The organism is Rhodopseudomonas sp., assembly GCF_036404135.1.
In the GTDB taxonomy this organism is placed as follows: Bacteria; Pseudomonadota; Alphaproteobacteria; order Rhizobiales; family Xanthobacteraceae; genus Rhodopseudomonas_A.
In genome coordinates this window covers 1-22,419 of record NZ_DASWPE010000207.1, presented here as the reverse complement: position 1 = coordinate 22,419, position 22,419 = coordinate 1, and the positions used below count along the sequence as shown (strand labels likewise).

Below are 22,419 nucleotides of genomic sequence, written 5' to 3'. Positions count from 1 at the left end.
TGCGGCATCAGTTGATCGATCCGGGAGGTCCGGGGATATGATTTACATCAATTCTTCGTGGGAGTTTTGGCTGGACGGCCTCTAGACACCGGCAATCAACCCGGGTGCGTCATTTTGTCAGGTCGTACCAGGCGATCGAACTCTGCCGCCGTCACCAGGCCGAGCCGGATTGCCTCGTCTTTCAGCGTAGTGTCGTTGGCGTGCGCGGTTTTCGCGATCTTGGCGGCGTTGTCGTAGCCGATGCGGGGGGCCAGCGCGGTCACCAGCATCAGCGACTGCTCCATCAGTTCGCGAATGTGCTGTTCGTTGGCGCGGATGCCCTCGACGCAATGGTGGGTGAAGGAGCGGGTGGCGTCGGCGAGCAGTTCGATCGAGCCGATCATGCAATGCGCCATCACCGGCTTGTAGACGTTGAGCTCGAAATGCCCCTGGCTGCCGGCGACGGTGATCGCGGTGTGATGGCCAAACACCTGGCAGCACACCATGGTCATAGCTTCGCATTGCGTCGGATTGACCTTGCCGGGCATGATCGAGGAGCCGGGTTCGTTTTCCGGCAGCAGCAATTCGCCGAGTCCGGAGCGCGGCCCGGAGCCGAGCAGCCGGATGTCGTTGGCGATCTTGAACAATGCGGTGGCGATCGCGTTGATGGCGCCGTGCACGAAGACATAGGCGTCGTTGCCGGCCAGCGCCTCGAACTTGTTGGCGGCGCTGGTGAACGGCAGCCTGGTGATCGCCGCCGCATGGCGGGCAAAGGCCTTGGCGAATTTCGGCGGCGAATTCAGCCCGGTGCCGACCGCGGTGCCTCCCTGCGCCAGCGGATAGAGTTCGCGCGCCGCGCCCTTCAGCCGCGCGATACCGTTTTCGACCTGCGCGGCGTAGCCGGAAAATTCCTGCCCCAGTGTCAGCGGGGTGGCGTCCTGGGTGTGGGTGCGGCCGATCTTGACGATGCCGGCGAAGGCCTGCTGCTTGGCGCGCAGCGCGGCGTGCAGCCCGGCGAGGGCAGGGAGTAGCTCGTCGGCGATCATCTGGCTGGCGGCGATATGCATCGCGGTCGGAAAGCTGTCGTTCGACGACTGGCTCATATTGACGTGGTCGTTGGGATGCACCGGGGATTTGGCGCCGAGCCGGCCGCCCAACAGCTCGTTGGCGCGGTTGGCGATCACCTCGTTGAGATTCATGTTGCTCTGGGTGCCGGAGCCGGTCTGCCAGACTACCAGCGGGAAATGCCCATCAAGCTCGCCGTCGATCACCTCGCGCGCCGCGCGGATGATGGCGCGGCTGCGCCGCTGATCGAGCAGCCCAAGCTCGCGATTGGTCTCGGCGGCGGCGAGCTTGACGATGCCCAGCGCACGAATGATCGGCAGCGGCATGCGGTCATGGCCGATGCGGAAATTCTGCCGCGAGCGTTCGGTCTGGGCGCCCCAATAGCGATCGGCAGGAACCTGGATCGGGCCAAAGCTGTCGGTTTCGCTGCGCGTCTTGATCGGACGCTGCGGTTTGGCGGCTTTGGCCATGGCTCCTCACTCAAAAGATGAAGGTTTCCGCCGTTCCGCGCCGACCGCCCGAGGCGTCGGGCTATTTCTTGCGGAAGCGGTCGAGCCGGACCACTTCGGCGCCTTCGCTGGGCTTCGGCGGCGGCTCGGCGGCGGGGTCCGAGGCGGCCGGCGCGTCGTCGGCCGGCGCCGGGCTGGCCGGGACCGAGGTCGTCGGCAGATTGGCCACCTCCACCTCGGAGGGCAAGGACGGGTCGAATTGCAGGCCGAATTCCACCGACGGATCGAAGAAGCTCTTGATCGAGCTGAACGGCACCACCAGCCGCTCGGGGATGCCGCCGAATGACAGCCCGACTTCGAAGCGGTCCTCGGTCACCACCAGATCCCAGAACTGGTGCTGCAGGATCACGGTCATTTCCTGCGGATATTGCGCCAGAAGCCGCGGCGACAGTTTGACGCCTTCGGCGGTGGACAAAAAGGTGATGAAGAAGTGGTGTTCGCCCGGCAGACCGTATTCTGCGGCGTCCGCCAGCACGCGCCGCAGCACGCCCCGCAGCGCGTCGCGGGCAAGGACATCGTATCGGATCAGGTCGGTCGCCATGGTTGGTCCCGTCGTGCTTCGCTGTCGCGCCGAGCGGCGCCAAATCGTCGCCCGAGTCGGGCGTCGCAATATCGTACCCCGGCTGTGGCCGCAGGTCAGCAGGGCTGGCGCGGAAAAGCCGAAATGGCGCCGGACCGCCGGTAGCCAGGGGCGAACCGACTACCGAAATATAGGCGCGGATGGTCGCAAGGGAAGATCCGCGGCGGCTCCGCCGGCGCGGGTTCCTGGTTTCACTGGCATCGGGCTCAGAAAGTCGCTAGGCAGCACGAGGGATACGCGAGATTCTGGTCATTACAATCGGCCGCCAAGGGCCGCGGGGAGACAGGCATGGCTGACAGGCTCGGTCGCTCGTCCGATCAGACCCGCCCGGCCTCGATCGGCCGCAATCCGCGTGGCGCGCTGGCGGTGCTGCTGCTGGCGCTGGCGCCGCAGATCGTGCAGCTGCTGTCGGCGCTCGCCGGGGTGATCCTGAGCCTTCCGAACGGCAATCCGGCGCAGATCGCGCTCGATGACGGCGCCGCCCTGGTCTCGGCGCCGGCGGCGCTGCTGCTGCTGGCCAACGGGCCGGCGACGGCCGATCCGCTGGCGTCGCAGGTGGTGCTGGCGCTGATCTATACCTATCCGCTGGTTGTTCTTGCGCTGCTGACGCTGTTTGTTCGGCCGCGCGGGCCGCAGGATTATTACGGCGGCATCGTGCTGGTCGCGATCGCGGGCTTGGCGCTGTGGGCGTCCAGCGACCTCGCCGGGATGCGCGGATTTTCCTTCGGCCCCGGCACCGTGCCGCGGATGTTCGCGATACTGCTGATGGGGCTCGGGGCGGCGATCGCCGCCACCGGGCTGCTGAGGGATGGCGAGCGCCTGACCGGCTTCGCCTGGCGCGGGCCGTTGTTCGTGTCGCTGTCGATTCTGTCCTTCGCGGTGACGGTCCGGCCGCTCGGCCTGGTGATTTCGGCGTTCACCAGTTTCATGATCGCCGCGCTCGGGACGCCGGACACCCGATGGAAAGAAACCACCGTGGTCGGGATCGGCCTGACCGCCTGCTGCAGCCTGCTGTTTCCCTACGCGCTGGGGTTGCCGCTGCCATTGCTGCCGCGCTTCCTGCTGCAGTGAGGCCGCCATGGTCGATCTGTTTTCCAATCTCGCGCTCGGCTTTACGGTGGCATTGTCGCCGATCAACCTGTTGCTGTGTCTGATCGGCGCGCTGGTCGGCACGCTGGTCGGGGTGCTGCCGGGGGTCGGCACCGTCGCCACCGTGGCGATGCTGCTGCCGATCACCTTCGGGCTGCCGCCGGTCGGCGCCTTGATCATGCTGGCCGGGATCTATTACGGCGCGCAATATGGCGGCTCGACCACCTCGATCCTGATCAATATTCCGGGCGAGGCGACCTCGGTGGTGACCACGCTGGACGGCTTCCAGATGGCCAAGCAGGGCCGCGCCGGTCCGGCGCTGGCGATCGCGGCGATCGGCTCGTTTTTCGCCGGCTGCGTCGCCACGGTGCTGATCGCGATGCTAGGCGCGCCGCTGACCAGTCTGGCGCAGCAGTTCGGACCGGCGGAATACTTCTCGCTGATGGTGCTCGGCCTGATCTTCGCGGTGGTGCTGGCCAAGGGCTCGTTGCTGAAGGCGATCGCGATGATCGTGTTCGGCTTGCTGTTGTCGATGGTCGGTTCGGATGTCGAGACCGGCGCCTCGCGGATGGCGTTCGACATTCCCGACCTCGCCGACGGCCTCGGCTTCGCCACCGTGGCGATGGGGGTGTTCGGCTTCGCCGAGATCATCCGCAACCTCGACGCCGGCACCGAGATGGATCGAGATCTGGTGCAGCAGAAGATCACCGGGCTGATGCCGACCCGGAAGGACCTGATCGAATCCGCGCCGGCGATCCTGCGCGGCACGCTGCTCGGATCGATCCTCGGCATCCTGCCGGGCGGCGGCGCGGTGATCGCTTCGTTCGCGGCCTACACGCTGGAGAAGAAGATCGCCCGCGATCCGTCGCGGTTCGGCCGCGGCGCGATTGAAGGCGTCGCCGCCCCGGAAAGCGCCAACAACGCCGCCGCGCAGACCTCGTTCATCCCGCTGTTGACGCTGGGCATTCCGCCCAATGCGGTGATGGCGCTGATGGTCGGGGCGATGACCATTCACGGCATCGTGCCCGGCCCGCAAGTGATGAAGAACCAACCCGAGCTGGTCTGGGGCATGATCACCTCGATGTGGATCGGCAATCTGATGCTGCTGGTGATCAACCTGCCGCTGGTCGGAATCTGGGTGCGGCTGTTGCGGGTGCCGTATCGGCTGATGTTTCCGGCGATCGTGATCTTCTGCGCGATCGGGATCTACTCCATCAACAATTCGCCGATCGACGTGGTCCTCGCCGGCGGCTTCGGGCTCGTCGGCTACTGGCTGATCAAGCACGATTTCGAGCCGGCGCCGCTCCTGCTCGGCATGGTACTCGGGCCGCTGATGGAGGAAAATCTGCGTCGCGCGCTGCTGATTTCGCGCGGCGACGCGACGGTATTTTTCACCCGTCCGCTGTCCGCGGCGCTGATGGCCAGCGCCGCGGTGCTGCTGGTGCTGGCGGTGTTGCCGGCGCTGCGGCGCAAGCGCGACGAGGTCTTCGTGGAATCCGAGACTTGATCTTGCGCGACGCTGCGGCGTCGCGACGCTTGACGCGGCAATACGTTGCTGAACAAGTAGTGACTTTGATGGTGTCGGTCTCCCGAGGAGACGCAGATGAATTTATTAGATCGTTTGCTGGCGGCGACCCGCCTGGCGTTAGTCGCTATCACCGTGTTTGCGGCGGCGCCGGCTGTCGCCGATAACTATCCGTCGCGGCCGATCACGGTGATCGTGCCGTTCGCGGCCGGCGGGCCGACCGACGTGGTGGCGCGCATCGTCACCAGCCACATGGCGCAGACGCTCGGTCAGAAGATGGTGATCGAAAACATCGTCGGCGCCGGCGGCACCACGGCGACCACGCGCGCCGCGCGCGCCGCCAATGACGGCTATACGCTGATCGTCGGCCACATGGGCACCCACGCCGCCGCGGTGCCGCTGTATTCCAGACTGGCCTATGACCCGCAGACCGACTTCGAGCCGGTTGGCCTGCTCGCCGGCACGCCGATCATGATCCTGGCGCGCAAGGATTTTCCCGCCAAGGATCTGGAGCAATTCATCGCCTATGTGCAGGCCAATACCGAGAAGCTGAATGCCGCGCATGCCGGCGTCGGCTCGGTGTCACACGCCTCCGGCGAATTGCTCAACTCCATCCTCGGAATCCGGCCGACCGGAGTTCCGTTCAACGGAACCGGCCCGGCGATGGACGCGCTGGTCAGCGGGCAGGTCGATTACATGTGCGACCAGATCGTCAACGCGGTTCCGCCGGTGAAGAACGGCAGCATCAAGGCCTATGCGATCGCCACGCCGCAGCGCAATCCGTCGCTGCCCGATGTTCCGACCACCGCCGAGGCCGGGCTGCCGGCGTTCCAGGTGCAGGCCTGGAACGCGATCTTTGCACCCAAAGGAACCGCGCCCGCAGTGATCGGCACGCTGAACGCCGCGGCCTCCAAGGCGCTGGATGACGACCATGTGCGCAAGCAATTGCTCGACCTCGGCAGCGTGATCCCGGCGCGGGCGGAGCGCTCGCCGGAGGCGCTGGCCGGGCTGGTGCGCAGCGAGATCGCGCGCTGGACCCCGGTGCTGACGCAGAACATGCACTGAACGGCACCGGCCGCGCCACACGCCGGCCGGATCCTGGGTCCCGACTTGCTGTCGGTCGCGCCGATGGGCATCTTGGGGTATGCATCCGCCGCGACTCGCGACGATGCCGGGACGCGGCAATCTCGCCCCCGCCCAGCCGTCACCACCGGACTCAGCATGAACCAGACTTCAGGCATGAACCAGACCGTCAGATGCCGCGCATGACATTGCGACATCCGGAATATCAATATCTCGATCTGCTCGCTCAGGTGCTGGAGACCGGCGACCAGCGCATCGACCGCACCGGCGTCGGCACCAGGGCGTTGTTCGGCGCGATGCTGCGCTTCGATCTGTCGGACGGCACCGTCCCCATCCTGACCACCAAGCGGGTCTACTGGAAGACCGCCATCAAGGAGATGTTGTGGTTCTTGACCGGGCAGACCAACATCCAGGCGCTGCTGCGGGACAACGTCCGGATCTGGTCGGACTGGCCGCTGGCGCGCTATCGCAACGAGACCGGCGAGGGCATCAGCCGCGAGGCATTTGAAAAGCGCATTGTCGAGGACGACGACTTCGCCGCCCGCTGGGGCGATCTCGGTCCGGTTTACGGCAAGCAATGGCGCCGCTGGCTGGGCGCCGATGGCCGCGAATACGACCAGATCGCGGAGCTGGTGCAGACGCTCAAGACCAACCCGGCCAGCCGGCGGATGTTGTTCCATGCCTGGAATCCGTCCGAGCTCGGCGCGATGGCGCTGCCGCCCTGTCACATGGTCTACCAATATCACGTGACCAGCGCCGGCAAGCTGAGCTGCATTCTCTATCAGAGGTCCTGCGATCTGCTGCTCGGCGCGGCCTTCAACTACGCGGCCGCCGCCGCGTTGCAATTGATGCTGGCGCAACAAGCCGATCTGACCCCGGGCGAGCTGATCTGGTTCGGCGGCGATGTTCATCTCTATCTCAACCATCTCGATCAGGCGCGCGAGCAGATCTCGCGCGCGCCGCGCCCATTTCCGACCATGCGGCTTGCGCGACGGCCCGACAGCATCGACGGCTACAAGATCACCGATTTCGAACTCGCCGGCTACGAGCCGCACGCGGCGATCAAAGCGGAAGTGGCGGTCTAGCTGAGGAGGCCGCTGCTGCGAATTGTCGTCCGGCTCGGGCTTTCTGATCGAGCATGAGGTTTTCCAGTTTGCAGGTCGTGCGCGAGCAGGCCTGATCCCGAAGCGTCGTCGATCGAAGCTGGCCGTGGCCGCCGGTCTCTTTAAATCGACGCGGCGATGCGGAATCGGCTAAGCTAGAGTGGAAAACTGTATCGCGATACCGCGCGAAAACCACAGCGGAAATGACGTTTTCCTCATGACCGGAAAGCCGTTGCATAGGGTCTGCGAGGCCCGGCGTCCGCGGATCAAAGCGGAGGTCGCGGCGTGAGCTTGTCCCTGCGCACCGCAAATCGCGACGACGTCGCGCTGGTGCTCGGCTTTGTCCGCGAGCTTGCCGACTACGAAAAACTCTCGCATGAGGTCGATGCGACCGAGCCGATGATCGCCGAGGCGTTGTTCGGCGCGCAGCCGCGGGCGTTCTGCGAGATCGCCGAGTGGGAGGGGGCGCCGGTCGGGTTCGCGCTGTGGTTTTCCAACTATTCGTCGTTTCGCGGCCGTCACGGTATCTATCTCGAGGATCTGTTCGTGCGCTCGGCGTTCCGCGGTCGCGGCGTCGGCAAGGCGCTGCTGGCCGCACTGGCGCGGCGCTGCGTGCAAAACGGCTGGACCCGTTTCGAATGGTCGGTGCTCAACAGCAATGCCTCGGCGATCGCGTTCTACAAATCGATCGGCGCCACCATGATGAACGAGTGGACGACGTTCCGCCTCAGCGGCCAGGCGCTGCAGTCGCTGGCCTCGCGTAGCAGCACATGATTTCCATTGTGCAGGCGATCACGTAGCGGTAAGGCACAGCTGTGTTTGCAGCCGAGATCGCGGGGGTAAGCCGATCAAACGGAAGAATCAAATTCTTCAAACAAATGGAACTGGTGTTCTCGCTTAGGGACTACACCGCGGACTATCGAGTTCTTGACCCGCTCATACTGTCCGGCAACCCACGTTTCTTGATTCTCTGACGAAGTGAAATAGTCCTCCAGCTCCACATACCTGACGGTCTTTATTCTGCGATCGTAGATTGTGTACCTTGAAGGATATTCGTCATTTGGGCCTGCAGGAATTTCTTCTTCTTGAGTAGCTCGCCACTTGCGGCCGTCAAACTCCTGATCAAAGTGGGAGTCCCCAGCTTCTCTTGGTAGTTGTGTAAATACTTCGGTTAAGTGTATCCGATTTCCAAGCTCCGCGAAGAGCTCGTACATCTGTTCACCACCGATAACAAAGAACTCCTTAAGGCCGGCGGCCAATGAGAGGATATCTGCCAGATACATGGCGTCCTCGCGGCTCCGCGACCAAATCAAAGATGTGTCGGATCTGTTCCAGATGTTCGATTCTTGATCGTTGGCAGGGCGTTTCGATAATATTATGTTAACGCGACCGGGCAACGGCCGCCCAATTGAGTCGAAGGTGTTTCGGCCCATGAGGACCACGTGACCGAGCGTGATTTTTCTGAATCGCTGCAGGTCCGACCTCAAATGCCAAGGGAGCTTATTGTCGCAGCCGATAATATGCGAGGGCCAGCTGCGCGCGACGACAAAGGAGATTGAAGGCATGCGAACAGGACGTGGCATTAGCGGCAGTTCTCTCGTTCGCGGCTTGAGTGTTTTGAGAAATGAATGATGATTCGGCATGATCCAAACAGCTCCATTCTGGACATCCGAAAATCCAAACCATTTGCGGCCATTGACCGCATCCGTCAATGCTTGATTGACAAATGCGGGTTCGAGCTTAGCTCACGACAGCGAGAAGCTGCGTTGTAAGGGCGGTGCCCGTCCCCTATAAAGCCGTACCGATGTTGCAAGCCGGGTCCTCGCGATGCTGGACCTGTGCCGAGGAGACTGTTGATGCCATGGAAGAATCAAGGCGGCGGCCCGTGGGGTTCGGGGCCGAAGGGACCGTGGGGCAGCGGCCCGCAATCGTCGGGACCGCGGCCGCCGGATCTTGAAGATCTGCTGCGGCGCGGCCAGGACCGGCTACAGCAATTGCTTCCCGGCGGGCATCTCAGCAGCATGGGCATCGCATTGGTGCTGGTCGCCGCATTGGCGATCTGGGGGCTGTCCGGATTCTTCCGCGTGCAGTCCGAAGAACTCGGCGTGGTGCTGCGCTTCGGCAAGCATGTGCGCACCGTGCAGCCCGGCTTGAACTATCACCTGCCGTATCCGATCGAGACCGTGTTATTGCCCAAGGCGCTGCGCGTCTCCACCATCAATATCGGCATGACGCTGGTCGAAGATCCGGCGCGGCGCGGCCGCACCATGCGCGACGTTCCGGAAGAGAGCCTGATGCTGACCGGCGACGAGAACATCGTCGACGTCGACTTCACCGTGCTGTGGCGGATCAGGCCCGACGGCGTAGGCAACTATCTGTTCAACATCCAAAACCCGGAAGGCACCGTGAAAGCGGTGGCCGAAAGCGCGATGCGCGAGGTGGTCGGGCGCGCCAACATTCAGCCGATCCTGACCGGCGCGCGCACCACCACCGAAGCCAATGTGCAGGACCTGATGCAGCGCACGCTCGACAAATACGGCGCCGGCGTGCTGGTGCAGCAGGTGCAGATGCAGAAGGTCGATCCGCCGGCGCAGGTGATCGACGCGTTCCGCGACGTGCAGGCGGCGCGCGCCGACCTCGAGCGGCTGCAGAACGAAGCCCAGACCTATGCCAACCGGGTGCTGCCGGATGCCCGCGGCCGCGCCTCGCAGATCCTGCAGGTCGCCGAAGGCTACAAGGAGCAGGCGGTCGCCGAGGCCAAGGGCCAGAGCGCGCGCTTCCTCAAGGTCTATGATGAGTACAAGAAGGCGCCCGACGTGACCCGGCAACGCATCTATCTGGAAACCATGGAGCGGATTCTCGGCGGCGCCGACAAGCTGGTCTATGACGGCGGCGGCGCGGGATCGCAAGGCATCGTGCCGTATCTGCCGTTGAGCGAGTTGTCGGCGCGGCGTCCGCCCGCCGCCACCTCGGGTCAGCCGCAACAGCAGAGCGGGAGCACCCGATGAAGACCGGAATTGCAGGAATCGTCGCCCTGGTGGTGCTGTTGGCCGCCATCGTGGTCGGCTACAGTTCGATCTTCACCGTGAGCCAGACCGAGCAGGTGCTGCTGGTGCGGTTGGGTGAACCCGTGCGCGTCATCACCGAGCCCGGGCTGAACTTCAAGGCGCCGTTCGTCGACACCGTGATCAGCATCGACAAGCGGATTCTCGATCTGGAAAATCCGTCGCAGGAAGTGATCGCCTCGGACCAGAAGCGCTTGGTGGTCGACGCCTTCGCCCGCTACCGGATCAAGAACGCGCTGCGGTTCTACCAGAGCATCGGCACCGTGCAGGCCGCCAACATGCAGCTCACCACGCTGTTGAACGCGTCGTTGCGCCGCGTGCTCGGCGAGGTCACCTTCATCCAGGTGGTGCGCGACGAGCGCGAAGCCTTGATGGGCCGGATCCGCGAACAGCTCGATAAGGAAGCCGACGGCTACGGCATCTCGGTGGTCGACGTCCGGATCCGCCGCGCCGATCTGCCGGAGCAGAACAGCCAGGCGGTGTACCAGCGGATGCAGACCGAGCGGCAGCGCGAGGCCGCCGAGTTCCGCGCCCAGGGCGGCCAGAAGGCGCAGGAGATCCGCTCCAAAGCCGACCGCGAGGCGACCGTGATCATCGCCGAAGCCAACTCCACCGCCGAGCAGGTGCGCGGCGAGGGCGACGGCGAGCGCAACCGGCTGTTCGCCGAGGCCTATGGCAAGGACGCCGACTTCTTCGCGTTCTATCGCTCGATGACCGCCTACGAGAACGGCCTGAAGAGCAGCGACACCCGATTCCTGCTGCGGCCGGATTCGGACTTCTTCAAATTCTTCGGCAATGCCAGCGGCAAGCCGCCGGAAGCCGCCGCGCAGGCCAAGCCGTAACACATCGCGCGGCCGGGACGGCTGAGGTCGGCTTGCGCCGGCTTTGCCTTCCCGGGCGCGCTCCTTTACAGAAAGCTTGCGACGAGCGCGGCGCCAAGCGGCGGCTCGCCGGACGTCGGCATTGCCGACCGCGGGGAGGATTGAGCCGGATGAGGTCCATTGCGTTTGCCGACTTCCTCATCGGCCTTGGAATTCTGTTCGTGCTGGAGGGCGTGCTGTTCGCGGCGAGCCCGGCCTGGATGCGGCGGGCGATGAAGAGCGCGCTGGCATCGTCCGATAACATCCTGCGAATCGCCGGCATCGGTTCGGCAATCGCCGGCCTGCTGCTGATCTGGCTGGTGCGGCGCTAGTTCTGGTAATAAAATACCACCAGCGCGTGCCGCCATTCCACGGCAACGTGAGCGTGAAACAGCGTTTTTCAGCGCGATTCAGCGGCCGTATGGGGTATTCTGCGCCTTCGGTCTGGGCCCCGTTTGGGGCTGTGCTTGCGCCGGTCCCAGGATCCGGCGCAGTGTTGCCGACATCCAATCATCTGCGGTCCCGATTCAGGAGACATCTCGACCATGCCCGGTGCGATTCCAACCCTTAGCCGCCGCCTGCGTCCGATCGTTGCGGCCGTCGGCCTGGCCTGTGCCGCTGCGTTCGGCGCCGCTCCCGCGCAGGCCCGCGGCCCGGACGGCATCGCCGACGTCGCCGAACGGGTGATCGACGCGGTGGTCAATATTTCCACCACCCAGACCATCGAAGCCAAGGCCAGCCCCGGCGAGGGCAAGGGCGCCTCGCCGCAATTGCCGCCGGGCTCGCCGTTCGAGGAATTCTTCGACGACTTCTTCAAGAACCGCCGCGGCGGCGCCGACAAGGGCGGCCCGCGCAAGACCAATTCGCTGGGCTCCGGCTTCATCGTCGACACCGCCGGCATCGCCGTGACCAACAATCACGTCATCGCCGATGCCGACGAGATCAACATCATCATGAACGACGGCACCAAGATCAAAGCCGAATTGGTCGGCGTCGACAAGAAGACCGATCTGGCGGTGCTGAAGTTCAAGCCGCCGGCGAAGCCGCTGGTGGCGGTGAAGTTCGGCGACAGCGACAAATTGCGGCTCGGCGAATGGGTGATCGCGATCGGCAACCCGTTCTCGCTCGGCGGCACCGTCACCGCCGGCATCGTCTCGGCGCGCAACCGCGACATCAATTCCGGGCCTTACGACAGCTACATCCAGACCGACGCCGCGATCAACCGCGGCAATTCCGGCGGCCCCTTGTTCAACCTCGACGGCGAAGTGATCGGCGTCAACACGCTGATCATCTCGCCGTCCGGCGGCTCGATCGGCATCGGCTTTGCGGTGCCGTCGAAGACGGTGATCGGCGTGGTGGATTCGTTGCGGCAGTTTGGCGAGCTGCGCCGCGGATGGCTCGGCGTGCGCATTCAGCAGGTCACCGACGAGATCGCCGAAAGCCTCAACATCAAGCCGGCGCGGGGAGCATTAATTGCCGGCGTCGAAGACAAGGGTCCGGCGAAGCCCGCCGGCATCGAGCCCGGCGACGTCGTCGTCAAATTCGACGGCAAGGACATCAAGGAGCCGAAGGATCTGTCGCGCGTGGTCGCCGACACTGCGGTCGGCAAGGCGGTCGACGTGGTGATCATCCGCAGGGGCAAGGAAGAGACCAAGCAGGTCACGCTCGGCCGGCTCGACGACGGCGACAAGCCGGTGCCGGCCTCGGTGAAGAGCCAGCCGGAGGCGGAAAAGCCGGTGACCCAGAAGGCGCTCGGCCTGGATCTCGCCGCGCTCAGCAAGGAGCAGCGCACCAAGTACAAGATCAAGGACAGCGTCAAGGGCGTGCTGATCACCAGCGTCGACACCGGCTCGGATGCCGCGGAGAAGCGGCTCGGCGCCGGCGACGTCATCGTCGAAGTGGCGCAGGAAGCCGTCAGCAATGCCGGCGACGTCAAGAAAAGGATCGAGCAGATCAAGAAGGACGGCAAGAAATCCGTGCTGCTCTTGGTCAGTAACGGCGACGGCGAACTGCGCTTCGTGGCGCTCGGGGTGCAATAGCAACTGCGAACGCCTTCGACACGGACCACCACCCCCGAGCCCTCTCCGCAAGGGGGAGGGGAGTTCGCTGCGTCGCGCGGGAACTCACCCCTTCAAATCCACGCTCAGGTCCCAGATTAAATTGAACGTCGAGAGTTGCATTGCGAATGAGCAATGAGGCGCCGATCGTTGCGTTCGACGCCGCTATGATTGCTGCCCGCTCCCCTTCTCCTAGCGGGGAGGGGTCGGGGGTGGGGTAACTTTGCCGGGGGCGGTGCTGGATTGATGGGCAACAACATGTCGGCGGCCGGCGTCACTGCGTTTCAACAATTCCTGCAGGACCACGACACCGCGACCGCGGCGATTGCCGCGTGGTGCCGGCGCAATCGGCCCGCCAGCGCTGCCGACGTCTCGGTGACGGTGCTGCTCGACCGCGAGGCCGACCCGCAGGACTATGACGGGCCGCTGCAGGTCAGCGCCGGGGAGCCTCTTCGCTGCCGCCGCGTGCTGCTGAAATGGGGCGAACAGGTGGTCTCGGAGGCCGAAAACTGGTATTTTCCGCGTCGGCTGCCGGTGGCGATGCAGGCGGCGCTGACCCACGGCAATCAGCCATTCGGGGTGGTGGTTTCGGCGCTGTTGCCGCGGCGGACCACCATCGCTATGCACACCGGCGACGATATCCAGCGTGGCGGCAAGGCGATCGAAGGCTGCCTCGCCGAGCTCGAAAAGGCCGCGGTATTCTCGCCGCCGGGGGCGTTTGTGCTTCACGTCACCGCGGTAATGGAGGCCTCCGGCGTGGTGCTGGCCGAATTGCGCGAGCATTATCGTCGCGAATTAATGGCGTTTTGAACGGCGCGCTCGGCCTCGCGCCGACGCGGCACCTGGCCTTGGCGGGGTGCATCACGCGTCGGGAGACGTCGCTGCGCGGGATGGCTCGGCCGAGAGACCATGCTCCGCCGACACCACATTGTTGCAGGAAAAGCAGCGATACACCTGCACCGGTGGGCGCAGCAGTATCCGCGGCAGCCGCCCGATCAACGTCATCGCGGCGTTGCAGGTTTCACAGCTTCGCGTCTCATCGCTTTGTGCAGGAAACCCCTGCTCGCTGTCGATGGATGTCATGGCGAGCGCCCCGATGATGTATCGACCTGGCGAATCCCCCAGGATAAGTCGGCTAGCGAACATAGGGGCGCGCGGTTGCAGCTGGATGTACAATTTCGGTCATTTCGTGAAATTTGCATGGCTGCAGCGGGAAATTCGGAACCGCCCGGCGCCCCCGCAACGCGTCCAGGCGCCAAGGTTCGTCGTTGCCAGGGAACTTGCGACGGGGCAATCAGCGCAGCGCGCTCTGCCGGCGAGCGGGTTCGCCGCCGCGTCAGCCGGCCAAGAATTCGCTGCGTTTGAAGCCCTGGGCGTAGAGCAGCGCGGAGAGATCGCCGAAATCGATCCGGGCATCGGCGGAGGCCGCCACCGCCGGCTTGGCGTGGAACGCGACGCCGAGGCCTGCGGCCTGGATCATGCCGAGATCGTTGGCGCCGTCGCCGACCGCCAAAGTGTCGATGTCGTCGAGGTCGAGCTGTTCGCGCAGCTCCAGCAGCGCGGCGAGCTTGGCGGCGCGGCCCAGGATCGGCTCGGCCACCGTGCCGGTCAGCACGCCGTCTGCGACCAGAAGCTCGTTGGCGCGGTTGTCCTGAAAGCCGAGTGAGGCTGCGACCGCGCCGGTGAACTGGGTGAAGCCGCCGGACACCAGGCAGGCATAGGCGCCGTGGGCGCGCATCGTCGCCACCAGTTCGCGCCCGCCCGGCGTCAACGTGATGCGCTCGCGCAGCACCTGCTGGATCACCTCGAGCGGCAGGCCCTTGAGCAGCGCCACGCGCTCGCGCAGCGCCGGCTCGAACTCGATCTCGCCGTGCATCGCGCGTTCGGTGATCGCCGCGACATGGTCCTTGAGGCCGACGAAATCCGCCAATTCGTCGATGCATTCCTGGCCGATCATGGTGGAATCCATGTCGGCCAGAAAAAGCTTCTTGCGCCTGGTGGCGACAGGCTGCACCACGACGTCGACCGGAAAATCGCCGCGCGCGGCGCGCAGCCGCTCGGCGATCAGCGCCGGCGCCTCGTCGGAGGCAAAGGCGATGTCGGCGGCGACGCCCTCGCTGAGCCAGACCGCCTTGTTCGGCGCCGGCAGCACGGTGCGGGCGGCTTCGAGCGCGGTGGCATCAAGCGCAGGATTGCTGGGATTGCAGATGAGCGTGGCGACGAGCGACATGGCCGAGGCTATTCCGGAACGGGGCAGGGCCGTGCTTATCGCAGGGCCGACCGCCAGCGGCAAGTCGGCGCTGGCGCTGCAGCTCGCCGAATCGCATCGCGGTGTCGTGATCAACACCGATTCCATGCAGGTCTATCGCGATCTGCGGGTGCTGACGGCGCGGCCGACCCCGGCCGAGGAGGCGCGCGTGCCGCATCAGCTGTACGGCACGGTGGATGCGGCGGTGAATTTTTCCGCCGGCGCCTGGGTCGCGGCGGCGACCGCCGCGCTGGCCGAGGCGCGCGCGCGCGGGCTGCTGCCGATCTTGGTGGGCGGCTCCGGGCTGTATTTCAAGGCGCTGACCCGCGGGCTGTCGGCGGTGCCGGCGATCGCGCCGCAGGTCCGCGACGACGTCCGCACCAGGCTTGCGCGCGACGGCGTCGAAGCGCTGCACGCGGAACTCGCCCGGCGCGATCCGGCCGCGGCGGAGAGGCTCAATCGCAACGATCGCAGCCGCATCGCCCGCGCGCTCGAGGTGGTCGAGGCCACCGGGCGCTCGCTGACCGACTGGCATTCCGACGCGTTGCCGCCGCTGTTGCCGCCGGAGCAGGTCGCCGCGGTGTTTCTGGCGCCTCCGCGCGACGAACTCTACGCGCGGATCGACGCCCGGTTCGCGGCGATGCTTGCGGCCGGCGCGCTCGACGAGGTGGCGGCCTTGGCGGCGCGGCAGCTCGATCCGCTATTGCCGGCGATGAAGGCGCACGGCGTGCCGGCGCTTATCCGGCATCTTGCCGGCGAATTGACCCGCGACGCCGCCGCCGCAATCGGCTGCGCCGACACTAGGCACTACGCCAAGCGGCAGTTCACCTGGTTCCGGCACCAATTGCCGGAGTTTGAATGGGTGGCGCTGGAGCGCGCGGCAGCGCGGCTCACCGACCAGCTCCACGCCACTTGGCGCTTGCATAGCTGAACGCCTTCTTTCCGGCTCGCCGATCGGCCGAAACACGGCTATAGTTTAACTGCGCGTGATGCGAAGCCACCTTGACATTAGAGGTTCGCTGGTTATGTTTCGCGCAACCTTCGAGAAGCCGGAGCCATTCGTGCGTAATTTAATTACCCTCTCGCTTATCGTAGTACCTAGGCGCACCGTCTTGGGTGGCTGAGGCCATCCGTGAACAGACGGTGTGCGCAAGGGCCTGGTGGGCCCTTTTTTATTTTCCGAGCGTCCTAGACCAAGCGCGAGCAGCGCATCCGGAGCCAGCCATGAGCGACAGCAAGAGCCACGATCCCAACCAGATGTCCGGTGCGGCGATGATCGTCCGCGCGATGATCGATCATGGCGTCGAGCACATCTTCGGTTATCCCGGCGGCTCGGTGCTGCCGATCTATGACGAGCTGTTCCAGAATTCCGAGAAGCTGCAGCACATCCTGGTGCGCCACGAGCAGGGCGCCGGCCATGCCGCCGAGGGCTATGCCCGCTCCACCGGCAAGCCCGGCGTGGTGCTGGTGACGTCCGGCCCGGGTGCCACCAACATGGTCACGCCGCTCGCCGATGCCTTGATGGATTCGATCCCGATCGTCTGCATCACCGGCCAAGTGCCGACCCACCTGATCGGCAACGACGCGTTCCAGGAATGCGACACCGTCGGCATCACGCGGCCGTGCACCAAGCACAACTGGCTGGTGCGCGACATCAAGGATCTGGCGCGGGTGCTGCACGAGGCGTTCTACGTCGCCACGTCGGGCCGGCCCGGCCCGGTGGTGGTCGACGTGCCGAAGGACGTGCAGTTCGCCACCGGCACCTATCACCCGCCGCGCAAATCCGACGTGCACGTCTCCTACACGCCGCGGCTGAAGGGCGATCCGGGGCAGATCCGCAAGGCGGTGGCGCTGCTCGCCGGCGCCAAGAAGCCGGTGATCTATTCCGGCGGCGGCGTGGTCAATTCCGGCGCCGAGGCCTGGAAGCTGTTGCGCGATTTCGTCGAGGCCACGGATTTTCCGATCACCTCGACGCTGATGGGGCTCGGCGCCTATCCGGCGTCGGGCAAGAACTGGCTCGGCATGCTCGGCATGCACGGTACCTACGAAGCCAACATGACGATGCATGATTGCGACGTCATGCTGTGCATCGGCGCGCGGTTCGACGACCGCATCACCGGGCGCACCGACGCGTTCTCGCCGCACTCCAAGAAGATCCACATCGACATCGATCCGTCGTCGATCAACAAGAACATCCGCGTCGACGTGCCGATCATCGGCGACGTCGGCCATGTGCTCGCCGACCTGCTGACGGCGTTCAAGGCGGAAGCCAAGAAGGCCGACACCAAGGCGTGGTGGCAGCAGATCGCGACCTGGCGCGGCCGCAATTCGCTGGCCTACAAGAAGAACAACGACGTGATCCTGCCGCAATACGCCATCCAGCGCTTGTACGAGGCGACGCGGGGACGCGACACCTACATCACCACCGAGGTCGGCCAGCATCAGATGTGGGCGGCGCAGTTCTACGGCTTCGAGCAGCCGCGGCGCTGGATGACCTCGGGCGGGCTCGGCACCATGGGCTACGGCCTGCCGGCGGCGCTCGGTGTGCAGGTCGCGCATCCGGAAAGCCTGGTGGTCGACATCGCCGGCGACGCCTCGGTGCAGATGACGATGCAGGAGATGGCGACCGCCGTGCAGTACGAACTGCCGATCAAGATCTTCATCCTCAACAATCAGTACATGGGAATGGTGCGGCAGTGGCAACAGTTGTTGCACGGCAACCGGCTGTCGCATTCCTACACCGAGGCGATGCCGGATTTCGTCAAGCTCGCGGAGGCCTATGGCGGCGTCGGCATGCAGGTGTTCAAGCCGTCCGATCTCGACGGCGCGATCCAGGACATGATCAAGGTGAAGAAGCCGGTGCTGTTCGATTGCCGGGTGGCGTCGCTGGAGAACTGCTTCCCGATGATCCCGTCCGGCAAGGCGCATAACGAAATGCTGCTGCCGTCGGAAGCCAACGACGAAGCCACCGCGGCCGCCTTCGCCGGCGGCGGCGCGCTGGTGTGAGGCGATCGCGGACCGTCATCCTGAGGTGCGAGGGCGCTTGCCCGAGCCTCGAAGGATGACGGGCCAAGAGATTTGAAACATGCTGTCGCCCTTCGAGACGCGCGAAGCGCGCTCCTCAGGGTGACGGCGCTCAGAACATCCGGCCTATGAGGACGACAATGAACCAGCCCGCATCCGCTTACTTCATGGACGAGCGCAAGGACCCGGTCGAAACCCACACGCTGTCGGTGCTGGTGCAGAACGAGCCCGGCGTGCTGGCGCGCGTCATCGGCCTGTTTTCCGGCCGCGGCTACAATATCGAAAGCCTCACCGTGTCCGAGACCGAGGCGCAGAAGCACGTCTCGCGGATCACCATCGTCACCACCGGCACGCTAGCGGTGATCCAGCAGATCAAGAACCAGCTCGACCGCATGGTGCCGGTGTATCGCGTGGTGGACATGACGCTATCGGGGCGCTCGATCGAGCGCGAATTGGCGATGGTCAAGCTGCGCGGCGTCGGCGAACACCGCGTCGAGGCGCTGCGGCTCGCCGAGGCGTTCCGCGCTCGGGTGATCGACGCCACCATCGAGAGCTTCGTGTTCGAGATCACCGGCAACTCCGCCAAGATCAACCAGTTCATCGACCTGATGCGGCCGCTCGGTCTGGTCGAGGTCTCGCGCACCGGCGTCGCCGCGATCGGCCGCGGCCCGGAAGGCATGTAGCTGGACTTTCGGCCTTCTGGATATACATTGGATATCCGTTGAGGGAGCGCCGCGATGAGGGTCAAAGTCGCCAAATGGGGCAACAGCCTCGGCATCCGGCTGCCGAGCGCCGCCGCTGACAGCGTCGGCGCCACGGCGGGGAGTGAACTCGATCTCACCATCGAGGTCGGCGAGTTGCGGCTGCGGTCGATCCGCAAAACCTCGGCGCAGTTGCTGGAAGAGGTGCTCGACGAGATGGAGCGGCTCGGACCCGGGCAGGAGCCCGAAACGGTCGATTGGGGGCCGGATCGCGGCTCGGAGATCATCGACGACGACTACTCGCGCGGGATTTTGGTGGAAGGGCCGGACGGCGCGCCGGTTCGCGCCGGTTCCCTTGCAACGAGACAGCCGAAGAAGCGATGACACTTCCTGACGTCGGTGACATTGCGTGGGTCGATTTGGATGACACCCGTGGAAGCGAGCAGTCCGGCCGTCGGCCAGCGCTTGTTCTGACGTCGCAAGCCTTTCACAAAGTCTCCCGGCGCGCGGTGGTATGCCCTATCACATCGAAAATTCGTCCCTGGCCGACCAACATCGCTCTGCCGCAGGACATGAAGACGAACGGCATGATCATGGTCGACCAGGTGCGCTCGATCGATCGGGCCGAACGTTTGTTCGACATCATTGAGAAGGCTCCGGTGCAGATTGTGCGCGATGTTCGGGGCAAGCTCGCGGTGCTGCTTGGAATCGACGTTGCGACGCTGGGCGGCGCCGGCACCGGCACTGTCCGGACAGACTGATCGCCCCGCATGAAGCCGATCGATATCGCGCTGGCGCTCACCGTCGCGCTGATCTGGGGCCTGGGTTTCGTGTTCACCCGGCTCGCGGTGGAAGAGCTGTCGCCGACCGTGCTGACCTTGGTGCGGTTTTCGGTGGCGGCGCTGCCCTGTCTGGTGCTGCCGCGGCCGAAGCTGGCCTGGCCGATCTGGATCGGCATCAGCCTGCTGTTGGTCTGGCAATATCTGACCCAGACCTACGGCATGGCGCAGGGCGTGCCGGCCGGGCTCACCGCGGTGATCGTGCAGAGCCAGGCGCTGTTCACCATCGGCTTTGCGGCGCTGCTGCTGCGCGAATTTCCGACCCGCGGCCAGCTCGCCGGCATCGTCGTGGCGAGCTCTGGGCTGTTGCTGATCTGCTTCACCGTCGGCTACGATTTCAGCGTCGTCGCCTTCGCGGTGACGATGACCGCGCCGGTCTCGTTCGCGCTCTCCAACCTGCTGCTGCGGCAGGCGAGGGAGGTGCCAATGCTCGATCTGTTCGCCTGGGTCAGTCTGGCCTCGCTGCCGCCGCTTGGCGCTGCGGCGCTGGTGTCCGACGGCCCGGCGGCGATTGGGCAGCAGCTCGGCCATCTGTCGCCCTCCGGGATCGGCTGCGTGCTGGCGCTGTCGCTGGGCTCCACCACGCTCGGCTACTGGATCTGGGGCCGGCTGCTGCACGCTTACACGGCGGCGCAGGTGGTGCCGTTCGCGCTGTTGGTGCCGTTCATTGGGGCGGGCGCCTCGGCGATCATCTTCGGCGAGCAGTTCGGCGCCTTGCGGCTGACCGGCATGGTCATCGTGGTTTCCGGCATCGCGCTGATGCTGCTGGCCGGGCGCAGCCGCGCGTTGCCCGAAGTCGCTTGAGGGGCCGATGTCTCAAGAGCTGTTGATCGCCTTCCTGGTGTTCGCGCTGGTGATGCTGTTCACGCCGGGGCCGAACAACATCATGCTGCTGGCGTCGGGGCTGAATTTCGGCTTTCGCCGCACCGTACCGCACATCGCCGGCGTGGCCTTCGGCTTCGCCTTCATGATGGCGGTGACCGGCATCGGGCTGGGGGCGGTGTTCATCAGTTATCCGATGTTGCAGCGCGTGCTGAAATATGCCGGCGCGGCGTATCTGATCTACCTCGCAATTGCGATCGCGATGGCCGGCCCGCCCGATCCCGGCGAAACCGGGCGGCGGCGGCCGATGAGCTTCCTTGGGGCGGCGCTGTTTCAATGGATCAACGTCAAGGGCTGGGTGACCGCGATCGGCACCATCACCGCTTATGCGGCGATCGCCAGCTATCCCTGGAACATCGTGCTGCAGAGCGCGCTGTCGCTGCTGATGGGGCTGCTCTCCGCCGGGACCTGGGCCTGGTCCGGCACCGCGCTGCGGGCGCTGGTGAGGTCGCCGCGCAGCGTGCGGGCGGTCAATGTGGCAATGGCGGCGCTGCTGCTGGCCTCGCTGTATCCGGTTCTGTGGGAGCCATGACCCGCTCCAGGGGCAGAAATCGCCGCTGCGGGCTTGTCTCGCGGCACTCGCCGCCCTAAAAACCGGCGGCATTTCAAGAACCGGCGCCGGGGGCGTTGTCAGGTTCGTCAACAGGGTGGTTTGACGCGTTCAGCCGCCGGAATAAAGGAACGACCATGCGTGTATATTACGATCGCGACGCCGATTTGAACCTGATCAAGGGCAAGAAGGTCGTCATCATCGGCTATGGCAGCCAGGGCCACGCGCATGCGCTCAACCTGAAGGATTCCGGGGTCAAGGACGTCGCCATCGCGCTGCGCAAGGGCTCGGCGACCGCCAAGAAGGCCGAGGCCGCCGGCTTCAAGGTGATGGAAGTCGCCGAAGCCGCGAAATGGGCCGACGTCATGATGATGCTGACCCCCGACGAACTGCAGGGCGACATCTATCGCGAGCACCTGCACGACAACATGAAAAATGGCGCGGCATTGCTGTTCGCCCACGGCCTCAACGTGCATTTCAACCTGCTGGAGCCGCGCGCCGATCTCGACGTGCTGATGATCGCGCCGAAGGGCCCCGGCCACACCGTGCGCTCGGAATATCAGCGCGGCGGCGGCGTGCCCTGCCTGATCGCGGTGCACAAGGATGTCTCGGGCAACGCCCAGGATCTCGGCCTCAGCTATGCCTCGGCGATCGGTGGCGGCCGCGCCGGCATCATCGAGACCTCGTTCAAGGAAGAATGCGAGACCTACCTGTTCGGCGAGCAGGCCGTTCTCTGCGGCGGCACGGTCGAATTGATCCGCGCCGGCTTCGAGACGCTGGTGGAAGCCGGCTACGCGCCGGAGATGGCCTACTTCGAATGCCTGCACGAATTGAAGCTGATCGTCGACCTGATCTATGAGGGCGGCATCGCCAACATGAACTACTCGATCTCCAACACGGCCGAGTACGGCGAATATGTCACCGGCCCGCGCATCGTCACCGCCGAGACCAAGGCCGAGATGAAGCGCGTGCTCACCGACATCCAGTCCGGCAAGTTCGCGCGCGACTGGATGCTGGAGAACAAGGTCAACCAGGCCTCGTTCAAGGCGACCCGCGCCCGTAACAACGCCCACCAGATCGAGGAAGTCGGCGCCAAGCTCCGCTACATGATGCCGTGGATCAAGGAAAAGGCGCTGGTCGACAAGACCAAGAACTAAGTATGATCCGCAGGGTGGGCTATCGTTCAGCCCACCCTGCGATTGATCGCCACGGCGATCTTACTTCTTGATCTTCTCCCACAGCCACCGTGCCACGCTGTCG

At 65.1% G+C, this 22,419-nt stretch carries 23 protein-coding genes; 18 read left to right on the top strand and 5 right to left on the bottom strand.

Features of this window, described 5'->3' with window-relative positions; translation table 11 throughout:
* Positions 1-95: 95 nt before the first annotated feature.
* A complete protein-coding gene (fumC, locus tag VGC77_RS22860) occupies positions 96-1,514 on the bottom strand; it encodes a class II fumarate hydratase (protein WP_331173849.1) in 1,419 nt (472 codons plus the stop codon).
* A gap of 61 nt (positions 1,515-1,575) precedes the next feature.
* Entirely contained in the window at positions 1,576-2,094 is a 519-nt protein-coding gene (locus VGC77_RS22855) for an SspB family protein (RefSeq protein WP_331173848.1), read from the bottom strand.
* A gap of 327 nt (positions 2,095-2,421) precedes the next feature.
* Between VGC77_RS22855 and VGC77_RS22850 the strand changes: the two genes are divergently transcribed.
* The 5 genes from VGC77_RS22850 to VGC77_RS22830 all read left to right on the top strand — a co-directional run bounded on the left by VGC77_RS22850 (position 2,422) and on the right by VGC77_RS22830 (position 7,707).
* Positions 2,422-3,204 (top strand): tripartite tricarboxylate transporter TctB family protein, encoded by a 783-nt coding sequence (locus tag VGC77_RS22850; protein ID WP_331173847.1) that lies wholly within the window; start codon positions 2,422-2,424, stop codon positions 3,202-3,204.
* A gap of 7 nt (positions 3,205-3,211) precedes the next feature.
* Complete coding sequence (locus VGC77_RS22845) at positions 3,212-4,729, top strand: tripartite tricarboxylate transporter permease (protein WP_331173846.1); 1,518 nt, start codon at positions 3,212-3,214, stop codon at positions 4,727-4,729.
* A gap of 96 nt (positions 4,730-4,825) precedes the next feature.
* Positions 4,826-5,812, top strand: a complete 987-nt coding sequence (locus tag VGC77_RS22840) for a tripartite tricarboxylate transporter substrate-binding protein (protein WP_331173845.1) — start codon at positions 4,826-4,828, stop codon at positions 5,810-5,812.
* A 200-nt stretch (positions 5,813-6,012) separates the two neighbouring features.
* The gene (locus VGC77_RS22835; RefSeq protein ID WP_331173844.1) at positions 6,013-6,915 is read left to right on the top strand and encodes a thymidylate synthase; all 903 of its coding nucleotides are present in this window, start codon (positions 6,013-6,015) and stop codon (positions 6,913-6,915) included.
* Between the two features lie 303 nt (positions 6,916-7,218).
* The gene (locus VGC77_RS22830) at positions 7,219-7,707 is read left to right on the top strand and encodes a GNAT family N-acetyltransferase (protein ID WP_331173843.1); all 489 of its coding nucleotides are present in this window, start codon (positions 7,219-7,221) and stop codon (positions 7,705-7,707) included.
* A 74-nt stretch (positions 7,708-7,781) separates the two neighbouring features.
* On the opposite strand, the gene VGC77_RS22825 is transcribed toward VGC77_RS22830, so the two are convergent.
* Positions 7,782-8,498, bottom strand: coding sequence for a dihydrofolate reductase (locus tag VGC77_RS22825; RefSeq protein ID WP_331173853.1), 717 nt, complete (start codon positions 8,496-8,498; stop codon positions 7,782-7,784).
* A 291-nt stretch (positions 8,499-8,789) separates the two neighbouring features.
* Between VGC77_RS22825 and hflK the strand changes: the two genes are divergently transcribed.
* The 5 genes from hflK (at position 8,790) to VGC77_RS22800 (ending at position 13,725) form a co-directional block, all read left to right on the top strand.
* On the top strand, positions 8,790-9,941 hold the full coding sequence (hflK, locus tag VGC77_RS22820) for an FtsH protease activity modulator HflK (protein ID WP_331173842.1): 1,152 nt from the start codon (positions 8,790-8,792) through the stop codon (positions 9,939-9,941).
* Entirely contained in the window at positions 9,938-10,840 is a 903-nt protein-coding gene (locus VGC77_RS22815; protein ID WP_331173841.1) for a protease modulator HflC, read from the top strand. Before hflK ends, VGC77_RS22815 begins: the two co-directional genes overlap by 4 nt.
* Positions 10,841-10,989: 149 nt before the next feature.
* Positions 10,990-11,190, top strand: a complete 201-nt coding sequence (locus tag VGC77_RS22810; RefSeq protein WP_331173840.1) for a DUF2065 domain-containing protein — start codon at positions 10,990-10,992, stop codon at positions 11,188-11,190.
* A gap of 213 nt (positions 11,191-11,403) precedes the next feature.
* A complete protein-coding gene (locus VGC77_RS22805; protein WP_331173839.1) occupies positions 11,404-12,897 on the top strand; it encodes a Do family serine endopeptidase in 1,494 nt (497 codons plus the stop codon).
* 264 nt (positions 12,898-13,161) lie between these two features.
* Positions 13,162-13,725: a hypothetical protein gene (locus tag VGC77_RS22800; protein ID WP_331173838.1), complete on the top strand. Its 564-nt coding sequence runs from the start codon at positions 13,162-13,164 to the stop codon at positions 13,723-13,725.
* Between the two features lie 51 nt (positions 13,726-13,776).
* On the opposite strand, the gene VGC77_RS22795 is transcribed toward VGC77_RS22800, so the two are convergent.
* A complete protein-coding gene (locus tag VGC77_RS22795) occupies positions 13,777-13,998 on the bottom strand; it encodes a hypothetical protein (RefSeq protein ID WP_331173837.1) in 222 nt (73 codons plus the stop codon).
* Positions 13,999-14,251: 253 nt separating this feature from the next.
* The gene (serB, locus tag VGC77_RS22790; protein WP_331173836.1) at positions 14,252-15,145 is read right to left on the bottom strand and encodes a phosphoserine phosphatase SerB; all 894 of its coding nucleotides are present in this window, start codon (positions 15,143-15,145) and stop codon (positions 14,252-14,254) included.
* Here serB and miaA point away from each other — a divergent pair.
* From miaA to ilvC, 8 genes are all read left to right on the top strand, one after another.
* Positions 15,123-16,094 carry a tRNA (adenosine(37)-N6)-dimethylallyltransferase MiaA gene (gene miaA / locus VGC77_RS22785; RefSeq protein WP_331173835.1) on the top strand — a complete coding sequence of 324 codons (972 nt, stop codon included), beginning with the start codon at positions 15,123-15,125 and terminating at the stop codon, positions 16,092-16,094. The two genes, serB and miaA, sit on opposite strands and share 23 nt — an antisense overlap.
* Before the next feature lie 293 nt (positions 16,095-16,387).
* Entirely contained in the window at positions 16,388-18,169 is a 1,782-nt protein-coding gene (locus tag VGC77_RS22780; RefSeq protein WP_331173834.1) for an acetolactate synthase 3 large subunit, read from the top strand.
* Between the two features lie 158 nt (positions 18,170-18,327).
* Positions 18,328-18,870, top strand: coding sequence for an acetolactate synthase small subunit (gene ilvN / locus VGC77_RS22775; protein ID WP_331173833.1), 543 nt, complete (start codon positions 18,328-18,330; stop codon positions 18,868-18,870).
* 54 nt (positions 18,871-18,924) lie between these two features.
* Positions 18,925-19,272 carry an AbrB/MazE/SpoVT family DNA-binding domain-containing protein gene (locus VGC77_RS22770; protein ID WP_331173832.1) on the top strand — a complete coding sequence of 116 codons (348 nt, stop codon included), beginning with the start codon at positions 18,925-18,927 and terminating at the stop codon, positions 19,270-19,272.
* Positions 19,269-19,649: a type II toxin-antitoxin system PemK/MazF family toxin gene (locus VGC77_RS22765; RefSeq protein ID WP_331173831.1), complete on the top strand. Its 381-nt coding sequence runs from the start codon at positions 19,269-19,271 to the stop codon at positions 19,647-19,649. The genes VGC77_RS22770 and VGC77_RS22765 overlap by 4 nt, the downstream gene beginning before the upstream one ends.
* 9 nt (positions 19,650-19,658) lie before the next feature.
* Positions 19,659-20,531, top strand: coding sequence for an EamA family transporter (locus VGC77_RS22760; RefSeq protein ID WP_331173830.1), 873 nt, complete (start codon positions 19,659-19,661; stop codon positions 20,529-20,531).
* A 7-nt stretch (positions 20,532-20,538) separates the two neighbouring features.
* Complete coding sequence (locus tag VGC77_RS22755) at positions 20,539-21,141, top strand: LysE family translocator (protein ID WP_331173829.1); 603 nt, start codon at positions 20,539-20,541, stop codon at positions 21,139-21,141.
* Positions 21,142-21,296: 155 nt separating this feature from the next.
* Entirely contained in the window at positions 21,297-22,316 is a 1,020-nt protein-coding gene (gene ilvC / locus VGC77_RS22750; protein ID WP_331173828.1) for a ketol-acid reductoisomerase, read from the top strand.
* Positions 22,317-22,419 lie beyond the last annotated feature (103 nt).

Bases quoted from the DNA above. Each gene is read 5' to 3' on its own strand.
- fumC (WP_331173849.1), bottom strand. From the start codon at position 1,514: ATGGCCAAAGCCGCCAAACCGCAGCGTCCGATCAAGACGCGCAGCGAA.
- VGC77_RS22855 (WP_331173848.1), bottom strand. From the start codon at position 2,094: ATGGCGACCGACCTGATCCGATACGATGTCCTTGCCCGCGACGCGCTG.
- VGC77_RS22850 (WP_331173847.1), top strand. From the start codon at position 2,422: ATGGCTGACAGGCTCGGTCGCTCGTCCGATCAGACCCGCCCGGCCTCG.
- VGC77_RS22845 (WP_331173846.1), top strand. From the start codon at position 3,212: ATGGTCGATCTGTTTTCCAATCTCGCGCTCGGCTTTACGGTGGCATTG.
- VGC77_RS22840 (WP_331173845.1), top strand. From the start codon at position 4,826: ATGAATTTATTAGATCGTTTGCTGGCGGCGACCCGCCTGGCGTTAGTC.
- VGC77_RS22835 (WP_331173844.1), top strand. From the start codon at position 6,013: ATGACATTGCGACATCCGGAATATCAATATCTCGATCTGCTCGCTCAG.
- VGC77_RS22825 (WP_331173853.1), bottom strand. From the start codon at position 8,498: ATGCCTTCAATCTCCTTTGTCGTCGCGCGCAGCTGGCCCTCGCATATT.
- hflK (WP_331173842.1), top strand. From the start codon at position 8,790: ATGCCATGGAAGAATCAAGGCGGCGGCCCGTGGGGTTCGGGGCCGAAG.
- VGC77_RS22815 (WP_331173841.1), top strand. From the start codon at position 9,938: ATGAAGACCGGAATTGCAGGAATCGTCGCCCTGGTGGTGCTGTTGGCC.
- VGC77_RS22810 (WP_331173840.1), top strand. From the start codon at position 10,990: ATGAGGTCCATTGCGTTTGCCGACTTCCTCATCGGCCTTGGAATTCTG.
- VGC77_RS22805 (WP_331173839.1), top strand. From the start codon at position 11,404: ATGCCCGGTGCGATTCCAACCCTTAGCCGCCGCCTGCGTCCGATCGTT.
- VGC77_RS22800 (WP_331173838.1), top strand. From the start codon at position 13,162: ATGGGCAACAACATGTCGGCGGCCGGCGTCACTGCGTTTCAACAATTC.
- VGC77_RS22795 (WP_331173837.1), bottom strand. From the start codon at position 13,998: ATGACATCCATCGACAGCGAGCAGGGGTTTCCTGCACAAAGCGATGAG.
- miaA (WP_331173835.1), top strand. From the start codon at position 15,123: ATGAGCGTGGCGACGAGCGACATGGCCGAGGCTATTCCGGAACGGGGC.
- serB (WP_331173836.1), bottom strand. From the start codon at position 15,145: ATGTCGCTCGTCGCCACGCTCATCTGCAATCCCAGCAATCCTGCGCTT.
- VGC77_RS22780 (WP_331173834.1), top strand. From the start codon at position 16,388: ATGAGCGACAGCAAGAGCCACGATCCCAACCAGATGTCCGGTGCGGCG.
- ilvN (WP_331173833.1), top strand. From the start codon at position 18,328: ATGAACCAGCCCGCATCCGCTTACTTCATGGACGAGCGCAAGGACCCG.
- VGC77_RS22770 (WP_331173832.1), top strand. From the start codon at position 18,925: ATGAGGGTCAAAGTCGCCAAATGGGGCAACAGCCTCGGCATCCGGCTG.
- VGC77_RS22765 (WP_331173831.1), top strand. From the start codon at position 19,269: ATGACACTTCCTGACGTCGGTGACATTGCGTGGGTCGATTTGGATGAC.
- VGC77_RS22760 (WP_331173830.1), top strand. From the start codon at position 19,659: ATGAAGCCGATCGATATCGCGCTGGCGCTCACCGTCGCGCTGATCTGG.
- VGC77_RS22755 (WP_331173829.1), top strand. From the start codon at position 20,539: ATGTCTCAAGAGCTGTTGATCGCCTTCCTGGTGTTCGCGCTGGTGATG.
- ilvC (WP_331173828.1), top strand. From the start codon at position 21,297: ATGCGTGTATATTACGATCGCGACGCCGATTTGAACCTGATCAAGGGC.